The organism is Streptomyces sp. DSM 42067 (assembly GCF_055792885.1).
Map to the genome: position 1 here is coordinate 6,979,497 of NZ_CM147706.1, position 25,427 is coordinate 7,004,923.

22 protein-coding genes are annotated in these 25,427 nt (G+C 69.6%); 13 read left to right on the plus strand and 9 right to left on the minus strand.

Features of this window, described 5'->3' with window-relative positions; all coding sequences use genetic code 11:
* Positions 1-35 precede the first annotated feature (35 nt).
* Together ACSMXV_RS31565 and ACSMXV_RS31570 are read right to left on the minus strand one after the other, a co-directional pair.
* The gene (locus tag ACSMXV_RS31565; RefSeq protein WP_473174540.1) at positions 36-1,265 is read right to left on the minus strand and encodes an acetyl-CoA C-acetyltransferase; all 1,230 of its coding nucleotides are present in this window, start codon (positions 1,263-1,265) and stop codon (positions 36-38) included.
* Positions 1,266-1,338: 73 nt separating this feature from the next.
* Positions 1,339-2,274, minus strand: a complete 936-nt coding sequence (locus ACSMXV_RS31570) for a LysR family transcriptional regulator (protein ID WP_473174541.1) — start codon at positions 2,272-2,274, stop codon at positions 1,339-1,341.
* Positions 2,275-2,472: 198 nt separating this feature from the next.
* Between ACSMXV_RS31570 and ACSMXV_RS31575 the strand changes: the two genes are divergently transcribed.
* Together ACSMXV_RS31575 and ACSMXV_RS31580 are read left to right on the plus strand one after the other, a co-directional pair.
* Entirely contained in the window at positions 2,473-4,002 is a 1,530-nt protein-coding gene (locus ACSMXV_RS31575) for a 3-hydroxyacyl-CoA dehydrogenase (protein WP_473174542.1), read from the plus strand.
* Positions 4,003-4,056: 54 nt separating this feature from the next.
* Positions 4,057-5,217: an acyl-CoA dehydrogenase family protein gene (locus tag ACSMXV_RS31580; protein ID WP_473174543.1), complete on the plus strand. Its 1,161-nt coding sequence runs from the start codon at positions 4,057-4,059 to the stop codon at positions 5,215-5,217.
* A 191-nt stretch (positions 5,218-5,408) separates the two neighbouring features.
* Here ACSMXV_RS31580 and ACSMXV_RS31585 read toward each other — a convergent pair whose 3' ends face one another.
* Complete coding sequence (locus tag ACSMXV_RS31585; protein ID WP_473174544.1) at positions 5,409-6,125, minus strand: GntR family transcriptional regulator; 717 nt, start codon at positions 6,123-6,125, stop codon at positions 5,409-5,411.
* A 172-nt stretch (positions 6,126-6,297) separates the two neighbouring features.
* Between ACSMXV_RS31585 and ACSMXV_RS31590 the strand changes: the two genes are divergently transcribed.
* The 7 genes from ACSMXV_RS31590 to ACSMXV_RS31620 all read left to right on the plus strand — a co-directional run bounded on the left by ACSMXV_RS31590 (position 6,298) and on the right by ACSMXV_RS31620 (position 13,676).
* Positions 6,298-7,650 carry an MFS transporter gene (locus ACSMXV_RS31590; RefSeq protein WP_473174545.1) on the plus strand — a complete coding sequence of 451 codons (1,353 nt, stop codon included), beginning with the start codon at positions 6,298-6,300 and terminating at the stop codon, positions 7,648-7,650.
* Between the two features lie 132 nt (positions 7,651-7,782).
* On the plus strand, positions 7,783-8,637 hold the full coding sequence (locus ACSMXV_RS31595; RefSeq protein ID WP_473174546.1) for a fumarylacetoacetate hydrolase family protein: 855 nt from the start codon (positions 7,783-7,785) through the stop codon (positions 8,635-8,637).
* A gap of 2 nt (positions 8,638-8,639) precedes the next feature.
* A complete protein-coding gene (locus tag ACSMXV_RS31600; protein WP_473174547.1) occupies positions 8,640-9,416 on the plus strand; it encodes a CoA transferase subunit A in 777 nt (258 codons plus the stop codon).
* A complete protein-coding gene (locus ACSMXV_RS31605) occupies positions 9,400-10,047 on the plus strand; it encodes a 3-oxoacid CoA-transferase subunit B (protein WP_473174548.1) in 648 nt (215 codons plus the stop codon). The genes ACSMXV_RS31600 and ACSMXV_RS31605 overlap by 17 nt, the downstream gene beginning before the upstream one ends.
* Positions 10,044-11,651, plus strand: a complete 1,608-nt coding sequence (locus tag ACSMXV_RS31610; protein ID WP_473174549.1) for a bifunctional 3-(3-hydroxy-phenyl)propionate/3-hydroxycinnamic acid hydroxylase — start codon at positions 10,044-10,046, stop codon at positions 11,649-11,651. Before ACSMXV_RS31605 ends, ACSMXV_RS31610 begins: the two co-directional genes overlap by 4 nt.
* Before the next feature lie 10 nt (positions 11,652-11,661).
* The gene (locus ACSMXV_RS31615) at positions 11,662-12,591 is read left to right on the plus strand and encodes a VOC family protein (RefSeq protein WP_473174550.1); all 930 of its coding nucleotides are present in this window, start codon (positions 11,662-11,664) and stop codon (positions 12,589-12,591) included.
* A 62-nt stretch (positions 12,592-12,653) separates the two neighbouring features.
* Positions 12,654-13,676 carry an NAD(P)H-quinone oxidoreductase gene (locus ACSMXV_RS31620; RefSeq protein WP_473174551.1) on the plus strand — a complete coding sequence of 341 codons (1,023 nt, stop codon included), beginning with the start codon at positions 12,654-12,656 and terminating at the stop codon, positions 13,674-13,676.
* 16 nt (positions 13,677-13,692) lie between these two features.
* Here ACSMXV_RS31620 and ACSMXV_RS31625 read toward each other — a convergent pair whose 3' ends face one another.
* Positions 13,693-14,001, minus strand: coding sequence for an AAA family ATPase (locus ACSMXV_RS31625; RefSeq protein ID WP_473174552.1), 309 nt, complete (start codon positions 13,999-14,001; stop codon positions 13,693-13,695).
* Between the two features lie 502 nt (positions 14,002-14,503).
* On the opposite strand from ACSMXV_RS31625, the gene ACSMXV_RS31630 reads away from it, so the two are divergent.
* On the plus strand, positions 14,504-15,211 hold the full coding sequence (locus ACSMXV_RS31630) for a response regulator transcription factor (protein WP_473174553.1): 708 nt from the start codon (positions 14,504-14,506) through the stop codon (positions 15,209-15,211).
* On the opposite strand, the gene ACSMXV_RS31635 is transcribed toward ACSMXV_RS31630, so the two are convergent.
* The 5 genes from ACSMXV_RS31635 to ACSMXV_RS31655 all read right to left on the minus strand — a co-directional run bounded on the left by ACSMXV_RS31635 (position 15,197) and on the right by ACSMXV_RS31655 (position 21,119).
* Positions 15,197-16,837 (minus strand): sensor histidine kinase, encoded by a 1,641-nt coding sequence (locus ACSMXV_RS31635; RefSeq protein ID WP_473174554.1) that lies wholly within the window; start codon positions 16,835-16,837, stop codon positions 15,197-15,199. The genes ACSMXV_RS31630 and ACSMXV_RS31635 overlap by 15 nt on opposite strands.
* Positions 16,838-17,144: 307 nt before the next feature.
* Positions 17,145-18,560, minus strand: coding sequence for an ABC transporter permease (locus ACSMXV_RS31640; protein ID WP_473174555.1), 1,416 nt, complete (start codon positions 18,558-18,560; stop codon positions 17,145-17,147).
* Positions 18,557-19,255, minus strand: coding sequence for an ABC transporter ATP-binding protein (locus ACSMXV_RS31645; protein WP_473174556.1), 699 nt, complete (start codon positions 19,253-19,255; stop codon positions 18,557-18,559). Before ACSMXV_RS31645 ends, ACSMXV_RS31640 begins: the two co-directional genes overlap by 4 nt.
* Entirely contained in the window at positions 19,252-20,517 is a 1,266-nt protein-coding gene (locus ACSMXV_RS31650; RefSeq protein ID WP_473174557.1) for a peptidoglycan-binding protein, read from the minus strand. The genes ACSMXV_RS31645 and ACSMXV_RS31650 overlap by 4 nt, the downstream gene beginning before the upstream one ends.
* Positions 20,518-20,519: 2 nt before the next feature.
* Entirely contained in the window at positions 20,520-21,119 is a 600-nt protein-coding gene (locus ACSMXV_RS31655; protein WP_473174558.1) for a hypothetical protein, read from the minus strand.
* 1,730 nt (positions 21,120-22,849) lie between these two features.
* Between ACSMXV_RS31655 and ACSMXV_RS31660 the strand changes: the two genes are divergently transcribed.
* The 3 genes from ACSMXV_RS31660 to ACSMXV_RS31670 all read left to right on the plus strand — a co-directional run bounded on the left by ACSMXV_RS31660 (position 22,850) and on the right by ACSMXV_RS31670 (position 25,312).
* Positions 22,850-23,473, plus strand: coding sequence for a tyrosine-type recombinase/integrase (locus ACSMXV_RS31660; protein ID WP_473174559.1), 624 nt, complete (start codon positions 22,850-22,852; stop codon positions 23,471-23,473).
* Between the two features lie 300 nt (positions 23,474-23,773).
* Entirely contained in the window at positions 23,774-24,010 is a 237-nt protein-coding gene (locus ACSMXV_RS31665; RefSeq protein WP_473174560.1) for a helix-turn-helix transcriptional regulator, read from the plus strand.
* A gap of 156 nt (positions 24,011-24,166) precedes the next feature.
* Entirely contained in the window at positions 24,167-25,312 is a 1,146-nt protein-coding gene (locus ACSMXV_RS31670) for a tyrosine-type recombinase/integrase (protein WP_473174561.1), read from the plus strand.
* Positions 25,313-25,427: the final 115 nt, after the last annotated feature.

Here is a 25,427-nt window from a genome sequence, read left to right on the forward strand (position 1 = left end):
GGAGAAGGTCTGCTTCCTCGTATGTGCCGGCGGTGTCAGACGGTGATGTGCTCGTAGACCGCGGCCAGTCCCTGACCGCCGCCGACGCACATCGTCTCGAGCCCGTAGCGCGCGTGCCGCCTGTGCATCTCCCGGGTCAGCGTGGCGAGTATGCGGGCCCCGGTCGCACCCACCGGGTGTCCGAGCGAGATGCCGGAGCCGTTGACGTTGATCCGCTCGTGGTCCGCTTCGCCGAGTCCGAGCACGCGGGTGCAGGCCAACACCTGTGCGGCGAACGCCTCGTTGAGCTCGATGAGGTCCATGTCGGACAGTGAGAGTCCGGCCTTGTCCAGGGCGGTCCGGGTCGCCTTGACGGGACCGATTCCCATCGTCTCGGCCGGGACGCCCACGCGGGCGAAGGACACCAGCCGTACCAGAGGAGCCAGGCCGAGACGTTTCGCTGTGGCGCGGCTGGTCACCAGACACGCGGCGGCCGCGTCGTTCTGTCCACTGGCGTTTCCCGCGGTGACCGTCGCGCCGGAGTCGGTGTTCAGCATGACGGGGCGCAGCGCGGCGAGCTGTTCGGCCGTGGTGTCGGGCCGTATGTGTTCGTCGTCCGAGATGGTCGTCTCGCCCTTCCTGGTGCGCACCGTGACCGGGGTGATCTCTTGGCGGAAGAGTCCCGCCTTCATCGCATGCGCGGCACGCCGCTGGGAGCGCAGAGCGAGGGCGTCCTGGTCCTCGCGGCTGATGGCGAACTCGCGGCGCAGGTTCTCCGCGGTCTCGATCATTCCACCGGGCAGTGGATGGCGGGCGCCGCCCGCGGTCACCCGTCCGCGCGCCAGCGAGTCGTGCAGTTGCAGGGCAGGGGCCTTGATGCCCCAGCGCCCCTCGTGCGTGTAGAAGGGGGCCGTGCTCATGACGTCGACTCCGCCCGCGATGACCACCTCGCTGAAGCCTGAGCGGATCTGCATGGCCGCGTCGAGGACAGCCTGCAGGCCCGAGCCGCAGCGACGGTCGACCTGGACTCCGGAGACGCTGTCCGGCAGCCCTGCGTTCATGGCGGCCACCCGGCCGATCGCCGGTGCGTCCGAGGTCGGGTAGGCGTGGCCGAGGATCACCTCGTCGATCTCGTCCGGGCTGATCTCGGTCCGACGGACGACCTCGGCGATGACGTGGGCCGCGAGAGAAGCAGGGGACTGAGATGACAGAGCCCCGCCGAACCGCCCGATCGGCGTACGCACGGGTTCACAGATGACGACGTCGGTGGTGGGCTGCTCGGACATGCGCCGTTCCTTCGCGAGCGGGAGCTGTTGTCCCCACCCTGACACCCACCGACTAAGCCGGTCCAATACCTAATTACTCTTCCATTGAGACCAGAACATTCTCAGAAGAGTTCAGGTCGGGCGGCGTGGGCAATGCCTCCTGAGCGATGGCCAGCACCGTGCGCAGGGCGGCGGAAGGGTTGTCCCGGCGCCAGGCCAGGGCTGCCTGGAGGCGGACGGGCGACCCGGCCAGCGGGCGGTAGACCAGTCCCCTCTGCTGGATGTGCTGGCAGGAGGTGAGGGTGAGCGTCACGCCCACACCGGCCGCCACCAGCGCCAGGATGGTGTGGGAGTCCGGGGCCTCCTGCACCGTTCGTGGGGTGAATCCGGCGTTCTCGCACGCGCGCATCGTGGCATCGCGTAGCGAAGAACCCGCGTTGGCCGGGAAAGTGACGAAGCCGTCGCCCGCCAGAAAGTCGAGGGCGATGCGCTTGTGCCGCGCCAACGGATGGTCCGACGGCAGGGCGCAGACGAGCTCCTCCTCGTCGATCACCCGTGTCTGCACGCCGGGCCGGTTGACCGGCAGGCGTACGAAGCCCAGGTCCAGCGAACCTTCCGCGACCCGGTTCAGCGCGATCGTGGCGTAGGTCTGTCCCTCCAGGACCAGTTCGATGCCCGGATGGGCGGCTGCCACGGCCCGGGTCAGCAGGGGCAGGGTCTCGTGACTGGAGGCTCCGGCGAATCCCACCGTGACCCGACCGAACTCGCCGCGGCCGGCCGCTTTGGCCGCGCGCGTCGCGATGCCGACGTCCTCCAGGACCGTCCGTGCCGGCTCCAGGAAGGACTGGCCGGCGCTGGTGAGCCGCACCGAGCGGGTGCTTCGCTCGAAGAGCTGGACACCGAGTTCCTTCTCCAGCTGACGGATCTGCTGACTGAGCGGCGGCTGGGCCATCTGCAGCCGTTTCGCGGCACGCCCGAAGTGCAGTTCCTCGGCCACGGCGAGGAACGCGTTGATGTGCCGCAGTTCCATGAGGCTCCCTTCCGCGCCCTTACGGCGATTCATAAATTCTGCATCTGTATATGAGCGTAATTCGGTATTGGACGTGAATCAATGGCCGCTGGCACCGTGAGTGAGCGCCTGTCGGCACGGCAGAGGCGCCGGATTACGGCCGCCGCGTGAGCATGCCGGCCCGACCGTGTCCACCCGCATCAGAGAAACGAGGAGTTCGTGCACATCAGGATCGTCGGTGCCGGCGTCATGGGCCGCGGCATTGCCCAGTGGGCGCTGGTCGCCGGTCACACCGTCGAACTCTGCGACGCCCGCGAGGAAGCGGTTCCAGAAGCCGTCGACTTCATCGAGTCGATGATCGAACGCGCCGTACAGAGACAGCGGATGACCTCCGAGGCCGCCGCGGACGCCCTCGGCCGGCTCATCCCGCTCCGCTCCCCGACGGAGCCCGGCGAGGACGTGGGCCTGGTCGTCGAAGCCGTCCTGGAGGAACTCTCCGTCAAAGTCGGGCTGTTCCGCCAGTTGGAAGAGAAGCTGCCTTCGAAGGCGGTCTTCGCGACCAACACCTCCTCGCTGTCGGTCACCCGGATCGCGGCCGGGCTCTCGGATCCCTCCCGGCTCGTCGGCCTCCACTTCTTCAACCCGGTCCCCCTCATGAAGATCGTCGAGGTGGTGCCGGGAGCGCTCACCCGCGCGGACATCCCTCCCGCGCTCGTCGAGCTGGTCCGGGAGACGGGTCACGCCGCGGTGGTCGTGGCGGACACCCCCGGCTTCCTGATCAATCACGCCGGCCGCGGACTGGTCACTGAGGCGTTCGCGCTGCTGGAGGAATCCGTCGCCGACACGACCGGGATCGACCTCATCGCCCGCGACGTGCTCGGCCTGCGGATGGGCCCGTTCGAACTCATGGACCTCACCGGACTGGACGTCACAGCCACGGTGATCGAGTCCATCTGGCAGGGTTTCCGCCACTCCGACCGTCTCCGGCCTTCCTACCTCACTCCACACAGGGTCGCCGCCGGCCTGCTCGGGCGCAAGACCGGCCGCGGCTTCTACACCTACGGTCCCGACGAGCCGTCGACCCTCGGCGAGCCGCTGGTCGACGGCGATGCCAGGCGGCCCGTGCACGTCCACGGCGTAGGGGCGGACCTCGACGCGCTGCGCAAGGCCCTGCATCGTGCGGGCGCCGTGCTGGAGGCCGAGCCGTCGGCGCGCGCCGTGGTCCTGGTCCCCACCTGGGGGACCACGGTCGCCGAAGAGGTGGCCGAGGCCGGCCTGCCGGCGGAACGCACGTTGGGCGTCGATCCCTTGTCCCTGGGCACGCGCCGCCGTGTCCTGGCCGTCACTCCCGCGTCGGATCCGGCCGCGGTACGGGACGCGCGGGCCGTACTGGCCGGAACCGGCGAGCCGGGCAGGTCACACGCGGTGTCCGTCATCCGGGACACCGCGGGGTCGGTCGCGCAACGGTTGCTGGCGTCGATCGTCTCGGTGTCCGCGTCGATCGGCGAACGGTCGATCGCCGCCCCGCACGATATCGACGTGGCGGTCACGGCCGGTCTCGGCTACCCCGTCGGACCACTGGCCTGGGGTGACCGCATCGGCGCTCGCCGCCTGCTGTCGATGCAGCAGGCCCTGCACCGTACGACCGGCGACCCCCGATACCGGCCGACGCGGTGGGTCACCGAGCGGGCCCAGCTCGGCTTGCCCCTGACGGAACGGGGCACCGACCCCGTGCACATCGTGCGCTGAACCACTGCACGCCCATGCCACAGGTCCATGAGAACGGATGAGGGAGCAGGACCCATGTACTCACGGGATTTCGGACTGACGGAGACACAGCGCGACATCAGGACGATGGCCGCGAAGTTCATCGACGAGGAGATCGTGCCCCACGCCCGGGAGTGGGACCGGGCCGAGCGAGTCGATCCGGCGATCGTGAAGAAGTTGGGAGAGCTGGGGTTCCTGGGACTGATGATCCCGGAGAACTACGGCGGGGTGGACGCCGACATGCTCTCCTACGTCCTGGTCACCGAGGAACTCGGGCGTGGCGACTCCTCGGTCAGGGGGATCGTCTCCGTCTCCCTCGGCCTGGTCAGCAAGACCATTGCCACGCACGGGACGGCGGAGCAGAAGGACGAGTGGCTGCCGCGTCTGACCGCCGGCGAGGCGCTGGGTTGCTTCGCTCTCACCGAGCCGGGCACCGGCTCCGACGCGGCCTCCCTCACCACCCGGGCCGGCCGGGACGGCGACGACTGGGTGATCAACGGCAGCAAGATGTTCATCACCAACGGAACCGTTGCCTCGGTGGCCCTCACTTTCGCCCGCACGGGCGACCAAGGCATCACCGCTTTCCTGGTGCCTACCGACACTCCGGGATTCACCGCCACCGAGATCCACGGCAAGCTCGGACTGCGCGGCCAGGCCACCGCCGAGCTCACCTACGACGGCGTGCGCGTCCCGGACTCCGCCAGGCTCGGAGAGGTCGGCAAGGGACTGGGCATCGCCCTCGGGGCGCTGTCCCGCGGGAGGATCTCGGTGGCGGCCGGCGCCGTCGGCGTGGCCCAGGCCGCGCTCGACGCCGCCGTCGGCTACTCCACCGAGCGGACGCAGTTCGGCAAGCCGATAGCGTCGTTCCAGATGGTGCAGGAGCTGATCGCCGAGTCCGCCGTGGACGTACAGGCTTCCCGGCTGCTCACTCACCAGGTCGCCAGGATGGCTGACGCCGGTGCCACACCCAAGGAGTACGCGACCGATGCCTCCGTGGCCAAGTACCACGCGAGCGAGACGGCCGTGCGGGTCAGCAACAGGTGCCTTCAGGTGTTCGGGGGATACGGCTTCATCGACGAGTACCCGGTCGGGAAGTACCTGCGTGACGCACGCGTCCTCACTCTGTACGAGGGCACGAGCCAGGTGCAGAAGCTCATCATCGGCCGCGACCTCACAGGCGTGAACGCCTTGGTTTGACAACTCGTCGTACGGCGACGTTGACGGCCCCGACACCATCGGCACGTCGTGCCGTCCACGCCTCCGTGCCGTCATGTATGCGTTGGGTGAGGTGAGCGCTGCCACCCGGCCCGGTGGCTGCGGCCACGGCCGCTCGGATCGCGCGTTGCAGGGTCTGATGCGGCTGCGACGGGGCGTGGACGGCGTGGACGCTACTCGGAGTCGGCGGTGGCGGACGTCGAGGGGACCGCGCGCTGCGCGAGGCCGCCCTGCAGGAGGACCTCCACGGTCTTCTCGTAGTGCGCTCGCAGGCGCGCGGTGGCGACGTTCACATCACGTGCCAGGGCGGCCTCCAGCAACCCGGCGTGCTCGGCCTCCACATCACGAGACGGCGTACTGGTGCGCGGTGCCGACCACCGGCGGTACAGCTCCGTGGCGTCGAACAGGCCGCCGCACATGTCGAGCAGCACCGGTACGCCGCAGGCTTCGATCAGCTTGTAGTGGAACTCCCGGTGCGCCGCTGACCATTCGTCGCTGGTGTCCGCGGGTGCCTCCGGCCGCCGTCGAGGTGTCTTGGCCAGCCGGTGGTGGCAGGCGATCAGTTCGGACTCCCAGGTCACATCGCCCCGCTCGAGCGCCAGCCCGAGGGCCAGAGACTCGAGGTGGCAGCGGACGAGGGTGAGGTCCTGCAGCTCGTTCGCACACAGGCGGGGGACGAAGAAGCCGCGGTTGGGTTCGAGGGTGACGAACTTCTGTCCGACCAGGCGCGTGAGCGCTTCTCGTACCACCGTCGTGCTGGCGCCGTACTCGGACGCCAGGGCGGCCGGCCGCAGTCGCTCGCCCGGAACCCAGCGTCCACGCAGGATGTCGGACCGCACACGCTCGTGCACGTCGGCACCCAAGCTGTCGGATGATCCCCGTTTCGCCATGGCCCAGACCATAACATGAGGATAAGAATATATTCTCTATTGACAAGTATTTCATCGGCTCGTAGCGTCCCGCCTCACCGGACAACGGTCGCACCGCCATCGCGGGACGCGGCGCGGGTGACCCTGTCACGGATCTCTGCGGCCACGGCCCTACCCATCACACGGAGTCGCGATGAATGCTTCCGCGGGTCAATCAACAGATATCGCCACAAGACGCAGAGAGGTTCGACGCGTACTGGCGTCGAGCTATCTCGGCACGACGATCGAGTACTACGACTTCCTGATCTACGGGGCAGCGGCGACCCTCGTCTTCAACAAGGTCTTCTTCGCGGACCTGCCGCCGCTCGCGGGGACGATCCTCTCCCTGGCCACGCTGGCCATCGGATACATCGTGCGCCCACTCGGCGGCGTGATCTTCGGCCACTTCGGCGATCGCGTCGGACGTAAGTCCATGCTGGTGCTGTCGATGCTGATGATGGGCATCGCGAGCATGTTGATCGGAATGATCCCCAGCCCCGAGCAGATCGGGATCGCGGCACCTATCATCCTGGTCCTCCTCCGGATGGTGCAGGGCATCGCGGTCGGCGGCGAGTGGGGCGGGGCGTCGTTGATGGCGGTCGAGCACGCGGGCGACGGGCGTCGTGGCTTCGCGGCCGCGGTGGCGAACGCCGGGGGCCCGAGCGGGGCGGTACTGGCCGCGCTCGTCCTGGGCATCGTCTCGCTCATGCCGGCGGACGCGTTCTTCGCCTGGGGCTGGCGGGTGCCCTTCCTGCTCAGCGGCGTGCTGCTGGTGATCGGCCTGTGGGTCCGTCTGCAGATCGCGGAGTCGCCGGTGTTCCTGGAGGCGCTGCGGCGTAAGGAGGCCGCCGGGCGGTCCGCGCCGCCGATCGTCGAGGTGCTGCGGCGGCCGGGCCTGGTGATCGTCGTCGCGGTCAGCGTGATGGCGGCGATGGTCTACCAGTCGCTCCTCGCGACGATCGGCCTGACCATCGTGGTCGAGGGCGGCGTGTCGCGGTCCACCGCCCTCCTGCTGCAAGCACTCGCTTCGGTGGTCAACATCTTCAGTGTCATCGGGTTCGGCACGCTGTCCGACCGGATCGGGCGCCGACCCGTGCTGCTCGGCGGAGTCATCGCCGGTGGCGTCCTGATCTACCCGGTGCTCCAGTTGCTGGGCAGCGGATCGCAGTGGCTCGTTCTGGCCGGGTTCCTGCTCGGCTACGGGCTGGTGGTCGGTTCCCTGCTGGGCGTCGCCTCGTCGTTCATCACCGAGCAGTTCGGCGCGGAGCACCGCTACACCGGAGCGTCGCTGGGCTACCAGCTGTCCGCCACGGTCGGCGCCGGATTCACACCGATGATCGCGGGAGCACTGCTGGGTGCCTCCGGAGGCAACGGCACCTTGCTCATCGCCGGGTTCGTCGGCGGCGTGTGCCTGCTGAGCCTGATCGCGATCCTGCGCGTCACCGAGTCCTACCGCACCTCCTTCGCGCAGCCGGCTCCCGAACCGCGACTGGCAGTCGCCGAATAACGCGTCCCTCGTCGTTCCAACGTGCCCATCGGGCCTTGGAGCGACGAGGGACGAGCAAGGGCGGCGGCTCGTCAACGACAGGCGTGGCCGCCGCCCCGACCCCCATCCCTTTCGAACAGGAGTAGTACGACCATGAAGCTGGCAAGTTTCCGCAAGGACGGCATGGAGTCGTTCGGTGTCCTCGACGGCGAGAAGATCATCGACGGTGGCGGCCTGCTCTCCGGCCGCTACCGGAGCATCCGCGACGTCCTTGAGCACGACGCGCTGAGCGAGGTTCGTGCCGCTGCCCAGGGCGCCGACGTCGACTGCTCGCTGGCGGAGGTCGAGCTGCTCCCCGTGATCCCCGACCCGGGCAAGATCCTCTGCGTCGGCGTGAACTACCACGCCCACCGGGAGGAAGCGTCGCGCACAGCGGCCGAGTACCCGACCGTCTTTCCCCGGTACGCCGATTCCCAGGTGGGCCACGGGAGCCCCCTGATCAAGCCGCGGGAGACCGAACGGTTCGACTACGAGGGCGAACTGGCCGTCGTCATCGGCAAGCCCGGGCGCCGGATCGCCACCGCCGACGCGTTCGACCACGTCGCCGGGTACGCGTGCTACAACGACGGCAGCGTGCGGGACTGGCAGCGCCACACCCAGCAGTGGATGCCCGGCAAGACCTTCCCCGGAACCGGTGGGTTCGGCCCCGCCCTCGTGACGGCGGACGAGGTGCCCGACGTCCGCGCGCTGACCCTGACCACGCGGGTCAACGGCGAGGTCAGGCAGTCCGCCGGCGTGGCCGACCTGGTCTTCGACATCCCCTCGCTGATCGCCTACATCTCCACGTTCACCCCCCTCAACCCGGGAGACGTGATCGTCACGGGCACCCCGGGCGGTGTGGGCCTGTTCCGCGAGCCTCCGACCTTCCTGCAGGACAGGGACACCGTCTCCGTGGAGATCAGCGGTATAGGCACCCTCGTCAACGTGGTCGCCGACGAGGCGGCCTGACGATGCCCATCAACAAGATCGTGACGGCTGCCGAGGCGATCGCGGCCGTGGGAGACGGGGCCGTCGTCGCGGTGGGAGGGTTCGGTCGGTCCGGGGTTCCCGTCGCCCTGGTGGACGCGCTGCTCGACAGCGGCGCGAAAGACCTGCACGTCGTCTGCAACAACTGCGGCCTGGACGGGTGGGGGCTGGGCCGCATACTGGAGGCGGGCCGGATCGCCAAGGTGACGATGTCGTACATCGGCGAGAACAAGGAGCTCCAGCGCCGCTACCTCGCCGGTGAGGTCGAGGTCGAGCTGGTGCCGCAGGGCACGCTGGTCGAGCGGGTGCGCGCGGCCGGCGCCGGCATTCCGGCCTTCTACACGCCGACCGGTGTGGCGACGCTGGTCCAGGAGGGCGGGCTGCCGCTGCGCCACGCCCCGGACGGGACGGTGGCCCGGGCTTCCGAGCCGAAACCCACCGCGACGTTCGACGGTGTCGTGCACGTGCTTGAGCACGCGATCACACCGGACATCGCCCTGGTCCACGCCGAACAGGCCGACCGTTGGGGAAACCTGAGGTTCCGGGTCACGGCGCGCAACTTCAATCCGGTGTTCGCCACGGCCGGACGCACCACGATCGCCGAGGCCCGGCACATCGTCGAGCTCGGCCAGCTGTCCGGCGACGACATCCACCTGCCCGGCGCGTTTGTGGACCATGTGGTCGCCGGGCCGATCGATCCCGCGGAGGCGGCGATCGCCCCTGGGCCGGCGAAGGAGGTCCGCCATGTCCTGGAGTCGTGACGAGATGGCGCGCCGAGCGGCACGCGAACTGCGCGACGGTGAGGTGGTCAATCTCGGGATCGGCCTGCCCACCCTCGTTCCCGGCCACCTCCCGTCCGGCATCGAGGTGATGCTGCACAGCGAGAACGGGATGCTGGGCGTCGGTCCGTACCCCGACGACCATGCGGTCGATCCGGAACTGATCAATGCCGGCAAGGAGCCGATCACCTCGGTCGACGGCGCGTCCTTTTTCGACTCGGCGATGTCCTTCGGACTGATCCGTGGCGGACACGTCGACACCGCGATACTGGGGGCCTTCCAGGTGTCGGCCTGCGGTGACCTGGCGAACTGGATGGTGCCGGGCGCAGTGGTGCGGGGAATCGGCGGTGCGATGGACCTGGTCCACGGCGCCCGACGGGTGATCGTACTGATGAGCCACAGCGACCGGTCGGGGCGGCCGAAGCTCGTCAGCACCTGCGATCTCCCGCTCACCGGTCGCCAGGTGGTCGACACTGTCATCACCGACCGCGGTGTCTTCGACATCACCGAAGAGCGTGTGGTCGTTCGCGAGCTGGCCCCCGGTGAATCGCTGGAGGAGGTCCAACGGTTCACCGAGGCCGATCTGGCACTGGCCGAGGAGGTTCCGGCATGACGGACATCGCGATCGTCGGCGCCGGCCCGACCGGCCTGATGCTGGCCAACCTGCTCGCCCAGCACGGCGTCTCCGTGACGGTCCTGGAATGCTCGGAGGGCGTCTGCTCCGAACCACGTGCGGTGGCGCTGGCCGACGAGTCGCTGCGGGCCCTGCAAGCGCTCGGGCTGGTGTCCGCCCTCGCGCCGAACATGGTCCTGAACTCGGCGGCGCACTACTTCGGCCGCAACGGCCGGCGGTTCGCCGTGGCCCGCCCCGGCCAGGGACGCTTCGGGTATCCCACGAAGAACCTCTTCGACCAGCCCGAGCTGGTCGAGGTGCTGGGCAAGGATGCTGTCGACCGGGGCGTGGACGTCCGCTACAGCGTGCGCGTCAGCGATATCAGCCAGGACGCCGACGGCGTCGCCGTCATCACCGCCGACGGCACGGAACTGCGCTGCCGGTACCTGGTGGCCTGCGACGGCGGGGCCAGCACCGTCCGGGAGAAACTCGGTATCAGCATGTCCGGCTCGTCCCAGACCGAGCCATGGATCGTGCTCGACATGGTCAACGATCCCCATGACGAGCGGGCCTCGATGTTCTACTGCGACCCCGAACGCCCCACCGTCGTGGTGCCCGGTGTCCGCGGACGCTGTCGCTACGAGTTCATGCTGCTGCCGGGTGAGAACGCCGAGGCCGTGCTCACCGACGCGTTCCTGACCGAGCTGCTGAGCCGGTACCGTCCGTTCGACCCGGCCGACGTGCGGCGGAAAGCCGTCTACGTGGCACACCGCCTGATCGCCGACCGCTGGCGCGAGGGCAGGGTGTTCCTCGCCGGGGACGCGGCGCACATGATGCCCCCGTTCGCCGGACAGGGCTTGAACTCGGGCATCCGGGACGCCCGGAACCTGGCCTGGAAGCTCGCCGCAGCCGTCTCCGGGCAGGCCGGCCCGGCACTGCTGGACAGCTACGAGCTGGAACGCCGGCCGCACAGCAGGCAGATGGTGAACCTCTCCGCCACGCTGGGCCGACTGGTCATGACGACCAGCCGGGTCCAGGCGCTCGCCCGCGACGTGGTGTTCGGTCTGCTCCGCCTGGTTCCCCCGGCCCGCAGATACCTCACCGAAATGCGGTTCTTCCCCACCACGCGGGTGTCCGACGGATGCGTCGCGGCACCGACGGGCGTCGGCCGTGATCTGCTCGGCAGGCAACTTCCGCAGCCCATGGTGATCGACTCGGCCGGCGTCCGCCGCCGGCTCGACGAGCCGCTCGGGAACGGGTGGGCGGTGCTGGCCCTCGGGACGCGCCACGACCCCGAGGCGTTCACCGCGGTCAGCCGATCGGCCCTAGCCTCCCTCGACCCCCGTTACGTGTCACTCCTCCCGCAGGGCCGGATCCCCCGGGAGTGCTCCGCGGCCACGGCCGTCGCCGAGGCCGAATCGCTGCTGCCGTTCCCCACCGACGGCACCACATGGCTGCTGCTCGTCCGACCGGACCGGTACATCTGCGCGGCCTTCAGCCCCGCGGATGCCGAAGAGGTCGCCGCCTCGCTCGCTCCCTACCTGCCGGTCCTGGGATCGCGCCCCGTGACGAACGGCCCCGGCCACTCGCAAACCGACCGATAAGGAGTACGTCATGGGCCTTCACACGATGCGCCGGATCACGTTGGGTGTGCCCGACGTGACACAAGTAGCCGATTTTTACGAGGACTTCGGGCTCAAGCCGCTGGGCGATGGGCGGTTCGCCACCCGCGACGGGGGCGAGCAGTTGCGACTCGTCACACAGCCGACCCGTCGGCTGGTCGACATGACCATCGGCGTGGACGATCATGACGACCTGCTCCGGGCACAGTCCCGTTTGACCGCCCAGGGCTTCGCCGCCGAGCTGGGAGTGGCCACCCTGACCGCGGTCGAGCCGGTCACCGGCGTCACCGTCACCCTGGAAGTCCAGGAGCCGATCACGCAGACCGGCGTCGGCGAACCGGAGACCTACAACGCCCCCGGGCGGGTAACACGGGTGAATGCACGGGCCGCGGCGCTGGACCGCGCGGGAAGGGTACGCCCACGCAAGCTCGGACACGTGGTGCTCGGTTCCACCGATCTGGAGACCAGCATGCGGTTCTTCCGGGACGGCATCGGGTTCAAGGTCAGCGACCAGATCAAGGACCGCGGCTCGTTCATGCGGTGTTCCACCGACCACCACAACCTTCTCGTGCAGAACACGCCGGTCAACTTCGTGCACCACAGCTCCTGGCAGGTCGACGACGTGGACGAGGTCGGCCGAGGCGCGTCCGCCATGCTGGAGCAGGATCCCGCGCGGCACGTATGGGGGCTGGGGCGCCACCACGTGGGGTCCAACTTCTTCTGGTATCTGCGGGACCCGTCCGGAACCTTCGCCGAGTACTACAGCGACCTCGACATGATCCTGGACGACCAGCTCTGGAAGCCCGAGGTGTTCGAGGGAAAGACCGCCCGCTACAACTGGGGCCCGCCGCCGCCCCCGTCGTTCACCCGCCCCGACGACCTCGCCGAACTCATGACAGGCGCGCACGCGCCCGCACGGTGAGGCCGCTCATCAGGCCCGAGAGTCCCGGCGAAAGCCCCACGACACGGATCCAGGAAGCTGCGATGAAGGCAATTCGATACGTCGATCACGGCGGTCCAGAGGTACTGCGCTGGGTCGAGACACCGGCCGCCGAGCCCGGGCCCGACGAAGTGGTCATCACCGTGGCAGCGTCCGCGTTGAACCGCGCCGACCTGAGCCAACGGCGGGGCCGCTACCCGGTCCCGTCAGGAACAGTGGACATCCTGGGGCTGGAATGTTCCGGCACCATCACCCAGGTCGGCGCCGGGGTGACCGGCCGGCGTGTGGGCGACCCGGTCTGTGCCCTGCTGACGGGGGGTGGCTACGCGGAGCAGGTCGTCGTGCCGGCGGATCAACTGCTGCCAGTCCCGCAGGGCATCGGACTGCTCGAAGCGGCCGCACTGCCGGAAGCGGCCTGCACGGTCTACTCGAACCTCATCAGCGACGGTGGGCTCAAGGCCGGTGACACCGTACTCGTGCACGGTGGGGCGTCGGGCATCGGGACGATGGCGATCCAGGTGGTGACCGCTCTCGGCGCGCGAGCGGTGGTCACCTGCGGCTCGGACGAACGCGCACAGCGCTGCCTCGAACTGGGTGCCGTGGCCGCGGCGAACTACCGTTCCGCCGACTTCGTCCGCACCGTCCACGAGGCCACCGACGGCCGGGGCGCCGACATCGCCCTCGACTGCGTCGGCGGCCCCTACCTGGCACGCAACATCGACGCCATCGCCGATGACGGGAAACTACTCATCATCGGACTACAAGGGGGAAGCAGGGCAGACGTCGACCTGGAACCGATCATGCGACGCCGCCTCACCGTCCGCGGTTCCACACTGCGCGCCCGCTCACGCCCCGACAAGGCACGCATCGTCGCCGGCACGGCAGCGCACATCTGGCCGATGGTCGCCGCAGGCACGGTTCGGCCCGTGATCGACTCCATCGTGCCCATGCCCGATGCCGCCCGCGCGCACGAGTTGATGGAAGACGGTCGCCATTTCGGCAAGATCGTGCTGTCTCTCGCGGCCGACACCGACGGCGGCAGCACCGGCCATCTGGCTCCCCGCTAAACGGCAAGTCCTAACTTCACGGCCTTGAGCTTTGGGGGGCGGTGAAGTCTGCGAAGCGGGAGGCGTCGGGCAGGCTGGAGGCGGCCACCTCGGTGGTGAAGCCCGCCAGGTCTTCCTCCCTCGAGCCGCCGACGGCGGTGAAGAAGACGTGTGGGAGTCCGGCCTGTTCCAGGAACTCTTCCACCAGGCGGGACTTGCCGACCCGGCGGCGCCCGCGGATCAGTACCGCTCGCCCCGGCCGTCCGCCGCGCCCGCCGGTGGAGACCGGCTGCAGGAGGTCCTCCAGGAGCCCGAGCTCGGTGCGGCGTCCGATGAATCCGTTCATGGGTGCGCTTCCTCGCTATGCGGTCCTAGGGGGCTGGAAACTTGCCTCAATTTCTCTGATGCAAGTGTCACACTCCGTTGTTCGTGGTCGCATTCGAAGGCGAGAATCAGGCTCTTTGGGGCTGTTGGCGCGGGTTCCGTTGCCGGTGTGACCATGGAGGTAGGGAGGCCGCCGATATAGTCCGTCGGTGCTCGGGTCCTGTCGTCAAAATCCCGCCTGCCGGGCGACGCCATGCACGCTCCAGAGATCTCTAAAGGTGCGGGTTACGGGGTGCGGTGACGGCTAGATGAAGGCTGCGGCATGCCGATGTCGGTGGCGGTGGGCTGAGGGCGGATGAGCGGGCTCGGCAGGAGCAGGTCCGGCTGGAGGCTGTCGATCTGATCGAGGCTGGGGCCAGTGACCGGGGCGAGGTGGACCGGGTGGTGGTCGGCGGCGCACCGGTCGGCGGGCGTCGGGTGTATTACCGTTCAGGAACGCGCAGGACCTTGCTGGGGGAGAATCAGTGGGCGCTCGGATTCTGGTGGCCGAGGACGACGAGAAACAGTCTCGACTGATCCGGATCTATCTGGAGCGGGAAGGAAACGCGGTGCAGGTCGTGGCCGACGGCCGCGCGGCGCTGGAACGGGCCCGCTCGTCGAAACCCGATCTGATCGTTCTCGATGTGATGCTGCCGCTGGTCGACGGACTTGATGTGTGCCGAATTCTGCGCACCGAATCGGACGTTCCTATTCTGCTTCTCACCGCCCGCACCACCGAGGAGGACATGCTCCTCGGCCTCGACCTGGGCGCCGACGACTACCTCACCAAGCCCTACAGCCCCCGCGAGCTGACCGCGCGGGTACGAGCGCTGCTGCGCCGGTCCGGGAAGCCCGCCGGTTCGGCGGAGCCCGCGGTGTTGCGGGTCGGCGCGGTGGAGCTGGACACGGCGCGCTTCGAGGTCCGGGTGGCGGGGCAGCCCGTGGTCCTGACCGCCAAGGAGTTCGCCGTCCTGGAGGCGCTGGCCCGGGAACCGGGCCGGGTCTTCACCCGGGCGCAGATCATCGAGCGCGTCTTCGGCTTCGACCACGACGTGCAGGAACGGACCGTCGACGCCCATGTGATGAACCTGCGCCGGAAACTGGAGGCGGACCCCGGGCGCCCCCGCCACCTGGAGACGGTGTACGGCCGGGGCTACCGCCTCAACGACGGTCCGGGCTCAGCGCCCTCCTGACGCGCCGCCTCCCGGAGCCGTGGGCAGGACGATCGTGAACGTCGTGCCCACCCCGACCGTGCTGCGCACCTCGACCGTGCCTCGGTGATCGGTGACGATCTGGCGGGCGATGGACAGGCCAAGGCCGCTGCCGCCGGTCGCCCGGCCCCGGGACGCGTCCGCTCGCCAGAAGCGGTCGAAGAGATGCGGCAGGTCCTGCGCCGCTATTCCCTTGCCGGTGTCCCGTACCTCCACGACGGCGAGCTCGCCCCGGGGGATCAGGGCCAGGGTCACGCTGCCGCCCGCCGGGGTCGCGCGCAACGCGTTGCCGACCAGGTTGCCTACGACCTGGCGCAGCCGGTCCGGGTCCGCGGTCACGAACACGGGCCGCGGTGCTTCCAGTTCGAGTGCGACGCCTGCTGCTTCGGCCTGGGCGCGGTGGGCAGTGCGGCCGGCTTCCAGCAGTTCCCTCAGGTCGACCTCGGTGGGGTGGTAGGTGAGCGTGCCGGCCTCCGCCAGCGCGAGGTCCTGAAGGTCGTCCACGACCCGCTGCTGCAGCATCGCCTCCTCGTGCAGGGAGGCGAGCAGTTCGGGGGTCGGTTCGACGACGCCGTCCCGCAGGGCCTCCAGATAGCCGCGCAGATTGGCCAGCGGGGTGCGCAGTTCGTGCGCGATGTCACCGGTGAGGCGGCGTTGGCGTTCCTCGCCGGCCTGGATGGAATCGGCCATGCGGTTGAAGGCGCCGCCGAGCTGCGCGATCTCGTCCCGGCCGGAGACGGGGACCCGCCGTCCCAGATCGCCCTCGCCGAGCCCCTTCGCGGCGAGCGTCATGGCACGGACGGGGCGCAGTACGGCCCTGCTCAGGAGCAGGGCACCGAGGACGGCCGCGAGGGCGACCCCCACCGCGACGGCCACGGTGGGCGCGGCGGCCAGGGTGGGCGGTGACTCGTTCTGGACGCCCAGGCGGATCTCCAGGCGCGGCGGGGCGACGGAAGCGGTCCGTTCGTTGAACACGCGTTGCAGGCAGGCGGTGAACCCCCGCCCGGTCCCGCACGAGCGGACCGCGTCGAGGTCCCGCGCGGTCAGCGGGTGCGCTCCCGGCTTCGGCTCATCGCACTGCGCGGGCCGCCGGTCGGTGCTGATACGGGGCACCCCGAAGTCGTCCGCGGCGGCCGTCACCTCCGCCCCGGCCCGGGTCAGACAGGCCGCGTACACCGCCTCGGCGCGGTAGTCGGCGATCGCGGTGGCGGCGATTTTCGCCGAGGTCTGCGGTACCCGGCCTTCCGGGAACCGCAGGACGGGGCGCGGATTGACCAGGACCGGAGGCTGGCTGCTCAGAGCACGGGGATCTCGGCCGGCGAGGGCGTCGGAATCGGCGAGCAGGACGTCCGACTCCGTGACGACCCGGATGCGCTGGCCGGTGTCCCGGGCGAGCTCGGCCACCGTCGGCGAGAGCCCTTCCCAGGTGCCGTGCGCGAATCCGTACGCGCGCAGTTCGCCGGTGATCCGGGAGACCTCCTGACGACCGGCCGTGACGGTCTCCTGGACCTGGCGGTTGGCCTGCCGCAGCGTCAGCCACGCGGTGGCGGCGGTGGCTGCCAGCGCCACCAGCATGAGCAGGCCGAGGACGCGGAGCCGGAAGCTCACCGTGCCTCCTTCGGAGGTGATCGCACGCTGCCGCGCACGCCTCGTGCGGTACGACGGTCTCGGACAAGGACGGCAGCTCCCGGGGTGGAACGGCGAACGGGGCCGACATGCGAAGTGGCTCCGGCACAGGCTGTGGCATCAACGGCATCGCCTGCGACACCAGCGCGCTCGACTGGCGCTGTCACACGTCGGCGAGGACGGCTAACGTGGCTACGGGGCTGCTGTGCGCACCTGAGCAGCGTAGGGGCAGTCCCGATCGGGGGCGCCCCTACCCTGCCGGGGTGCCGATCTGCGCGTCGGGCAGCGCTCATGTGCCGGACAGTGCCTCGGTGGGCGACAACCTGCTTGCCCGGACCGCCGGATACAGGCCCGCGATCATGCCGATGACCAGCGTCGAGGCGATGCCCGCCGCGCTTGCCCACGCCGGGACGACCGTCGGCCAGTCGCGGCTGACGGCGTACCCGGCAGTGATCAGCGTCCCGAGCACCGTCCCTCCGAGCCCGCCGATCAGCGACAGCAGCAGGGACTCCGTGACGAACTGCAGGCGGATCTGCCCCCGTCGCGCCCCCAGGGCACGGCGAAGGCCGATCTCCGGGCGGCGTTCCAGCACCGAGATGACCATGGTGTTGCTGACACCGACCCCGCCGACAAGGAGTGCCACACCGCCGAGGCCGAGCAGCAGGCCGGTCAGGGCCGACTCGGTGACCTCGCGTGCCGCGAGTGCGTCGGAGGGGCGGGAGACCTGCACCTCGCCGGGCTTCTCGGGGTACGCCGTGGCCGCCAGTACCGCCCGTACCGAGGCGACCTGGCTGTCCTGCGCACGGACGTACACCGTCGACGGATGGCCGTCGAAGCGGAGGTAGGTCTCGGCGGCCGACCAGCCGACCAGTGCGGCGCTGTCGATCTCCGGCGCGAGCGGTACAGGATCGAGGACGCCCACCAGCGAGAACCAGCGATCGCCGAGCCAGACCCTGGTTCCCGGGGTGTGGACGTCGAGCCGCTGGGCGGCGGTCGCCCCGAGCACGACAGCCGGGTACTGCTCCGTCGCGGAGTCCAGCCAGCGCCCCTCGCGGACGTGCCCGCCGACGGTCGGCAGGAGGTCTGAGCCAGCCGCCAGGACACTGAGGGATCCGGTGCGGCCGACGGCGATGCGTTCGTTGCGGTAGATGTTGGCCCCGGTCTCGCCGGTGGCGGCGACCTGCTGCACCGGGGGAACCCGGTGGATCATCGCCACGGCCTCCGGGGGAAGCTCGGCGGCGTCGCCGGACAGGGTCTGGCCGGGGGCGACCCGCAGCAGGTTTGTGCCGAGGGCGTCGAGCCGGCGGTCGACCTCCGCCTGTCCGGAGCCGGAGATGCCGACCACCGCGATCATCGCGGCCACACCGATGGCGATACCGAGCGCGGAGAGGAAGACCCGCAGCGGACGGGTCCGCAGGCCGGTGCCGCCGAGCCGTACGACGTCCGCGGGACCGAGCCGCGCGGCACGCAGCCGCGGCCGTTTACGGCCCGGGGCCGGGCCCGGCCCGGGGGCAGTGGCGTCCGACGGCGTGGGGGGCAGGGCGGCGCGGAATTGCAGGGTCTGCGGGTCCGGGGACTCCGTCGCCGTGGGAGGGGTATTCGGGGTCGGGGACCCCGCCGCCGCGGAGGGGAACTCCGAACCCGAATACCCCGCCACCGCGGAAGGGAACTCCGGGTCCTGCCGGTTCGTCGTACTGTCCGTCATCGAGGTGCCCCGATCGTCGTGCGCTGTGCCGTGTCGGCGATCAGACGGCCGTCGTGCATCTCGATGCGGCGCGGCAGCTGGGCGGCGATGTCGCGGTCGTGGGTGATGATCACGACGGTCGTGCCGGCGGCGTTCAGTTCCCGCAGCACGGTGAGGACGGTCGCGCCCGACGCCGAGTCGAGGTTTCCGGTCGGCTCGTCCGCCAGCAGCACCGACGGTTCGCCGACCACCGCGCGGGCGACCGCGACCCGCTGCCGCTCGCCGCCGGACAGCTGGTGCGGCAGGTGGTGGACGCGGTGGCTGAGCCCGACGTGGGCCAGCGCCGCCGCGGCCCTGGCCCGGCGCCGGCGCAGCGGGACGCCCGCGTAGAGCAGGCCGTCCGCCACCGAGTCCAGTACGGGGACACCGACCGCGAGGTGGAACTGCTGGAAGACGAAGCCGATCCGGGTGGCCCGCAGGGCGGAGACCTCCCGGTCCGACAGGCTCGCCACGTCGTGGCCGTCGACCAGGACCCGGCCGGCCGAAGGACGGTCGAGGCTCCCCATGAGGTTGAGCAAGCTGGACTTCCCGGAGCCCGACGTGCCGACGATCGCGACCAGTTCGCCCCGTTCGATGCCCAGACTCACGTCCCGTACGGCCGCCACCCCGCCGGGGTAGATCTTGGAGACCGCGTCGAACTCCACGACCGCCGTCACTCCGGGATCCTCACCTTCATGCCCTCGCGGACCGCGGGACCGCTCACCTCCACGTCGCCGTCGGCGAAGAGACCGGTCTTCACGGCGACGAACCGGCCGTCTTCCGTCTCCAGCCCGTGGCCGCCCTCGGCGAGTGCCACCAGCGCGGCCACCGGGACGGCCAGCACGTCCTTGACCTCCTTGCCCACGTACTCGACCGTCACCGGGCCGCTCTCCAGCCGCCCCAGGGACTTCTGGTCCTTGATGGTGATGGTCACGGGAATCGTGGCGGCCTGCCCCGAGCCGCCGTCGCCGCTGCCCGCCTCGGGCGCGGTCGCCTGCCTGCCCACCGACGCCACCTCGCCCTTCACGGGTGTGCCGTCGGGCAGCCCGACCGCGACGGCGGACCCGCGTACGGCCCAGGTGGCGTCCGCGGCCGAGGCGTTGACGATCACCTTCCGGGAGGTACCGGTGTAGGTGAGGGTGTTCTCGCCGACCGCCGAGCCGGGCCGGGTGCCGGCCCGGCCGATCCGTACCTTTCCGGCCGAGTAGATGACATCACCCACGCCGACCGTGCCGGTCTCGGCCAGTCCGAGCGACTTCTGCCACCGCTTGACCGCCGCGGCGGTGCCGGTGGTGAACCGCTCGTCCACCGTGAAACCGGTGTAGCCGAGGGCGGCCAGGTTGGTCTCGAACTGCATGACATCCATGCCCCACAGTTCGCTCGGAGCCTGGGAGGTGCCGGAGTCCTGCCCTGCTGTGGTGTCCTCCGGCGCCGATGACGCGGAGGGGGTCGGGGACTTGCCGTCCTCGTCGCCCGCCTGCTGCTCGCCCGAGTCCTGGTCGGCGGCCGCGGGTGTCAGTCCCAGGCTCCGGTACATCGGCAGCGACCCGTACATGAGGGTCACCGGCCGGTCGTCGACCCGGAGCAGCTCGTCGCCGCGCTCGACCGTCGCGCCCTGCTCGGGCAGCCACGTCACGGTCCCTGTCGCCTTGACCGGCAGCGGCAGTTCGGTGCCGTAGCCCAACTGGCCGTCCACCGTGGTGCTTTCGGTCAGTGTCTGCCGGGCCACCGAAATGACGGAGCCGGCCCGGGGTGGGGCGCTCGGCGTCTCGTCCCCGCCGCCGAGCCCGAGCGCGCCGGCCACGGCGACCGCCGCCACGACGACCACGGCCGAGGCGATCAGCACGGTACGCCGGCCGCGCCGGCCGTGAGACGGAGGCGGCGCGAGGGCCGTCTCGTCCGCGTCATCGATCTGCGTCTGCGTCTCCGTCTCCGTCACCGTCAGCCCTTGGCCGCAGGCGGGTTGGTCGGGTTACCGGCGATCGGTGCGCAGACGCGCGTCGCGCGCTGCGCGCCGGCCGAGCTCTGGTCCCACTCGGAGACACCCGAGTTGTTGTTCTTCGGGTAGCCGTCGGGGCCGGGGTCGGGGTAGTCGGGGGCGCCGTTCTTCTGCATGCAGGCCGCGTAGTCGCGCGCGACCTTGATCTGCGCGTCAGTGAGCTTGGGCCGGTTGGCGTCCTCGATGCTCTCGGGGACGGTGACCTTCTTGTCAGCGCACTTCTGCGACGCCTTGACGAACGTCGGATCCTTCTTCAGGGCGAGCGCTCCGTCGCCGCTGCCGAAGTCGACCTCGCCCTTCTCGTCCGGGTCCGGCGCATCGACGCCGTTGTCCCGTAGGCACGTCACCCATTCCCGCTGCGCCTTCACGTACGCGGCCAATTCGTCTCCGCCGCTCTGCCCGTCCGAGCCGGCGGACGACGTGGTCGCGCCGCCACTCGCGGCCGTCGGGACCTCCGACTTGCCGTCGTCGCCCCCGCAGCCGGTCAGCGCCAGCGCCATGACCGAGGCCACCGCGGCCAGCAGTACCCGATTCGTCCTCACCGGTTCTCCCGCTCTCCTGTCGGACCCGTCCGCGGGCGCGGCGGGCAGACCGACCGTAGGACGGGGCCGATGAAGAACTCTTGAAGAACCTGTCAGCTGATCATGCGAGTGCGCGGAACATCGCGACCGGCGCTGCACCGCCATCAGCGGCGCGTCCTTCTTTCACTTCAGGTCAAATGACGGGGGAAGTGACCTGCGAGTTCGCAGAGGAACGGGGGTCGGATCTCACCACCGCGCCGCGACGCAGTACGACACGGCCGAGCAACGACGGCCTGTGCCCCATCTCCAAGTCCACGAAGGCATCCCTGCACGCGCACCATCCCAGTGACCCCTCCCAGCCCGCTTCGCCGGACCCGGCGTGCTGGCTTGCCTCGCGCCACTTGGCCGGCGACGACGACGCTCTCGCCGAACAGATCGGCGATACCCTCGCCGGTCTCGGATGGATGTGGCCGACATCCCGTCACATCCTTCTGTACGTGAGTCCGGACGGGCTGCGCGGCGCTGAGTGGATCCTGGCCAGCTACCCGGTTCGAACTCGGCGGACTGCCTGTCGCATTTCAGTTGAGCGCCTGCCCGCACGTGGCCTCCGCGATGACGGAGTGGAATGCGCGCTTCACCACCGGCATGCCACACGAGGCGCTCAGCGATCTCCTTGTCGCGCTCGACGCAGGGGAAATGCCCGATGCTGGCGTTGGCCTCGCCGTTTCCGGGTGTGAGTAGTTGAGGTACAGGAAATCCCGGTGAGATTGATCTTGCTGAAGTTCGCCTACTTCGCGGGCGCCTCGAGCTGGCGAGGTACGGCGCCCGCGCGCAGTTCCTTCAGGTCGGGGATGTGGTTGTAGAGGTGCCCGGTGTGAGACGTCCAGCAGCTTCGCGATCGAGGTGATGGAGCGGCCGGGGTCGGGCAGAAGGTCGCGAGCGGCGCGGATCACTTCCTCGCCGCCGCCGCCGCCGTTCCGCTCCGCTGTGCGGCCCGTACGGCTTCGCCTGCGGGCGAGGTGGACGTCGCAGTGGCGCCGGTTCGCGAATAGGGCAGGTGCCGCTTCGGCGCCTGCTCTGTTCATAGGCGATGGTCTATCAGAAGCACCCTGACCAGGTACTTCGCTCCTGGAAGTGACTCCGGGGGTAGGCGGACGCCGTCACGCGCGGGACGTATATGGGACGGAGCGGCTCAAGATGGGGTGCGAAGCGGGGCAAAAGGGCGCTCGAAGGCAATAAAGGAACCCGTCGCAAGTGATCTTGCGCGGGTCAAAAACACCCTCTGACCTGTATGAAATGCGCGCCCCCGGCAGGACTCGAACCTGCGGCCAAGCGCTTGGAAGACGCCTGCTCGATTCGGCCGCTTGGTTGCGTCCTGAGAAGTGGTGTACGGGCTCCCACCTGATCCGGGCGTTTGCCCCGGCGTCGGAGTGAGTGTCCGGATACAAGAACGGCCACCGGCTGATCTTCGAGATGTCGAAGCTCGAAGGAGATCAGCACGATGACCGCACCCGACAGTGTGCCCCCGCACGCCCTCGCCGAAGACAACCTCGCCGCGGCGAGTCCCGATCTGCTGCGCGCGATGGTCAAGACGTTAGTCAACGAGATCTGACGTCAGCGTCGTGGAGGCCGGTGGCCTTATAGCACGGGATTCCCGGTTACCGAAACCGGGGATCGTGCGGAGCATTGAACCTGTCGCGCGGATCCCCGCGTGGCGCATTCCGTCCCCTTTTCCTGAGGAGTTCAGAGCTGTGACCGTAGACGTAATGGACGAAGAATGGCTGCTTTCCGTGAAGCAGGTTCGATCGCTGCTTGAGTGGATACGTGGGCACGCGGGTGCTGATCGCTCGGTGTACCCCTTCATGCTCACCGTGGCCGAGCAGGCGCTGCGTCCGGGCGAGGCTCGTGCTCTGCGAGTCCGCGACGTGGTGCTCCTGGAGGGCGACGGGGGTGAGTTGACAGTTCGTCATCGAGTAGCGCGGGAGATTCCCCTCCAGCCCCGGTTCGTTGAGTTCCTGCGGGAATGGATCGATGGGGCTGGTCTGCGGGAGGATGATCTGCTGTTTCCCGGCAGGAGCGGTGGGCTGCTCCCGGCTTCCGTCTGCCAGCGGGTGTGGCAGCAGGCCCAAGAGGCCGTCCTGCACCGGGACGAGCTGTACTCCTGGCGCCTGGGGGAGCCCATCTCCATCCTCCGTGAGTCCTGCCTGGCGGAGTGGCTGAGGATGGGCATCTCGTCCTTCGCGGTTGCCGAGTTGGCCGGCGTGACCCCGGACTGGCTGGCGCTTCGCTACCCGTACTGCTTCCGCCGGGAGGACGCCGGCCTCGACTGGGACCACCTGGCCGAGGCCACGGCCCTTCCGGAGCTCAAGCGATGAAACCGGCCCGCGCTCCGGCTGATCTACGGAGCGCGGGCACCTACCGATCTCATTCCGCCACCTCGCAGGTCCCTACGTCAACGACGCCGTCACGTGACGAGGTCCCTCTCTGCGCAGTACCACCGCGACGCGAGGCCCCAACGCGCTGACAGAGCTGGTTGACATTCGGAGAGCCGTTCTCCGCCCGCCTGGGGCGCACCCCCGAAACCTCACAGAGAACCTTCTATGCCTGCACAAACGTCGCTTGCCCGATCCGCTACTCCTGCTTCCCCGAGTGCCATACGCACGGCGTTCCTGACCGTGAATGACGCCGCCGAGTATCTCGGCCTCTCGCCGCACACCCTCTACGTCTGGCGCCACCGGCGGCAGGGACCCCCGAGCTTCCGCATGGGGCCACGCGGCCGCGTCATGTACCGGCTGGAAGCTTTGGACGCCTGGGTCCGTGAGCAAGAGCAGGCCGACTCGCGGTCCAACACGGCCCTGAACCCACTGAACGCCCGTCCCCAGGAGCGGTCCGCCCCCTTCCCCGGCGCCTGACGCTTCAGGCGTGGCAGGACGCCGTATCCATCCACCTTCGACAAGGAGTTCCACCTGGCCGGCTACATAGAAGACCGATGGCTGAAGAAGCGCCCCAACCCGAAGACTGGTAAACGCGAGCGCACTGCTCTGTACGGCTAGTGCACCCGCTACCGCGTGAAGGGCATCCCCGGCGTCAAGGACCGTTCCTTCGACACGCTTCAGGACGCCAAGACCTGGCTCGCCCAGGCCCAGACCGACGCACGTCGAGGCGAGTTCGTCGATCCACGCGATGGAGCCATCTCTCTGAAGGACTACATCGCGACCCACTGGTGGCCCACCCAGAGTGGCGACCCGTCCACCCTTGAGCGCATCGAGCAGCGGGTGCGTCGGCACATCGTCCCGCACCTCGGAGCGCTGCCGCTCAACAGCATCGGAACGGAATCGCTGCGGAGTTGGAAGAAGCGGCTGGAGAAGGACCTCGGCCCCACCTCGATCCGTCTCGTCTGGGCGACGCTGTCCGGCGTACTGCAGGCAGCCGTCGAAGACCGACGCCTCGCGCGCAACCCGTGTCGCGCGAGTACCGTCCGCCCTCCGGCAGCTGCACCGGGCCGGGTCGAGGCGTGGCCGCCCGAGCGGGTCCTGGCCGTACGCGCAGCCCTGTCGGAGCGCTATCGCGTCCTGGTTGAGATTGGCGCGGGCCTCGGACTCCGGCAGGGGGAGGCGTTCGGCCTGTCCATGGAGGACATCGACTTCGACGAGGAAGTCGTCCACGTCCGACGCCAGGTCAAGATGGTGCGGACGAAGCTGTGCTTCGCGCTCCCCAAGGGCCGCAAGGTCCGCGACGCGCCCCTGCCCGCAAGCGTGGCCGAGGCCATACGGCGGCACATGAAGGTCTTCGCACCCGTGCCGGTCACCATGCCGTGGGACGACCCGCGCCCGGCCGAGACACCGGTGGAGGCCAAGCACCGGAGGCCGAGGACGTACAACCTCCTGGTGACGGGGCGCGAGCACAAGGCGATCAACCGGAACTACTTCAACTCCTACGTCTGGAAGCCCGCCCTGGCAGGGGCCGGCGTGATCGCCACGCTGGAGGAGAGTGCCCTGGACGGGGCCCGAGTATGGGAGCCCTCCCGGGAGCACGGCTCCCATGCCCTGCGCCACTTCTACGCCTCCGAGCAACTGGAGGCCGGCGAGTCGGTCGTGTCTCTGGCCCGGTGGCTCGGCCACTCGGACCCCGGATTCACGCTGCGGAAGTACGCGCACTTCCTGCCCCGCGCCGGTGCGCGCGGCAGCACCGCCATCGACGCGGTCTTCGCGTAGCCCGGACGGCCGGCAGAGGCCCGGTCCAGGCCCAAAGTCCCAGAGAATTCCCAGAGGTGCCGCCGCACCCCTTCATGACTGGCATTCGTGCAGGTCAGGAAGGGTGCGGCGGCAT

Bases quoted from the DNA above. Each gene is read 5' to 3' on its own strand.
- ACSMXV_RS31640 (WP_473174555.1), bottom strand. From the start codon at position 18,560: ATGACGGACAGTACGACGAACCGGCAGGACCCGGAGTTCCCTTCCGCG.
- ACSMXV_RS31610 (WP_473174549.1), top strand. From the start codon at position 10,044: ATGACGGACATCGCGATCGTCGGCGCCGGCCCGACCGGCCTGATGCTG.
- ACSMXV_RS31625 (WP_473174552.1), bottom strand. From the start codon at position 14,001: ATGAACGGATTCATCGGACGCCGCACCGAGCTCGGGCTCCTGGAGGAC.
- ACSMXV_RS31620 (WP_473174551.1), top strand. From the start codon at position 12,654: ATGAAGGCAATTCGATACGTCGATCACGGCGGTCCAGAGGTACTGCGC.
- ACSMXV_RS31605 (WP_473174548.1), top strand. From the start codon at position 9,400: ATGTCCTGGAGTCGTGACGAGATGGCGCGCCGAGCGGCACGCGAACTG.
- ACSMXV_RS31585 (WP_473174544.1), bottom strand. From the start codon at position 6,125: ATGGCGAAACGGGGATCATCCGACAGCTTGGGTGCCGACGTGCACGAG.
- ACSMXV_RS31615 (WP_473174550.1), top strand. From the start codon at position 11,662: ATGGGCCTTCACACGATGCGCCGGATCACGTTGGGTGTGCCCGACGTG.
- ACSMXV_RS31570 (WP_473174541.1), bottom strand. From the start codon at position 2,274: ATGGAACTGCGGCACATCAACGCGTTCCTCGCCGTGGCCGAGGAACTG.
- ACSMXV_RS31595 (WP_473174546.1), top strand. From the start codon at position 7,783: ATGAAGCTGGCAAGTTTCCGCAAGGACGGCATGGAGTCGTTCGGTGTC.
- ACSMXV_RS31600 (WP_473174547.1), top strand. From the start codon at position 8,640: ATGCCCATCAACAAGATCGTGACGGCTGCCGAGGCGATCGCGGCCGTG.
- ACSMXV_RS31580 (WP_473174543.1), top strand. From the start codon at position 4,057: ATGTACTCACGGGATTTCGGACTGACGGAGACACAGCGCGACATCAGG.
- ACSMXV_RS31590 (WP_473174545.1), top strand. From the start codon at position 6,298: ATGAATGCTTCCGCGGGTCAATCAACAGATATCGCCACAAGACGCAGA.
- ACSMXV_RS31565 (WP_473174540.1), bottom strand. From the start codon at position 1,265: ATGTCCGAGCAGCCCACCACCGACGTCGTCATCTGTGAACCCGTGCGT.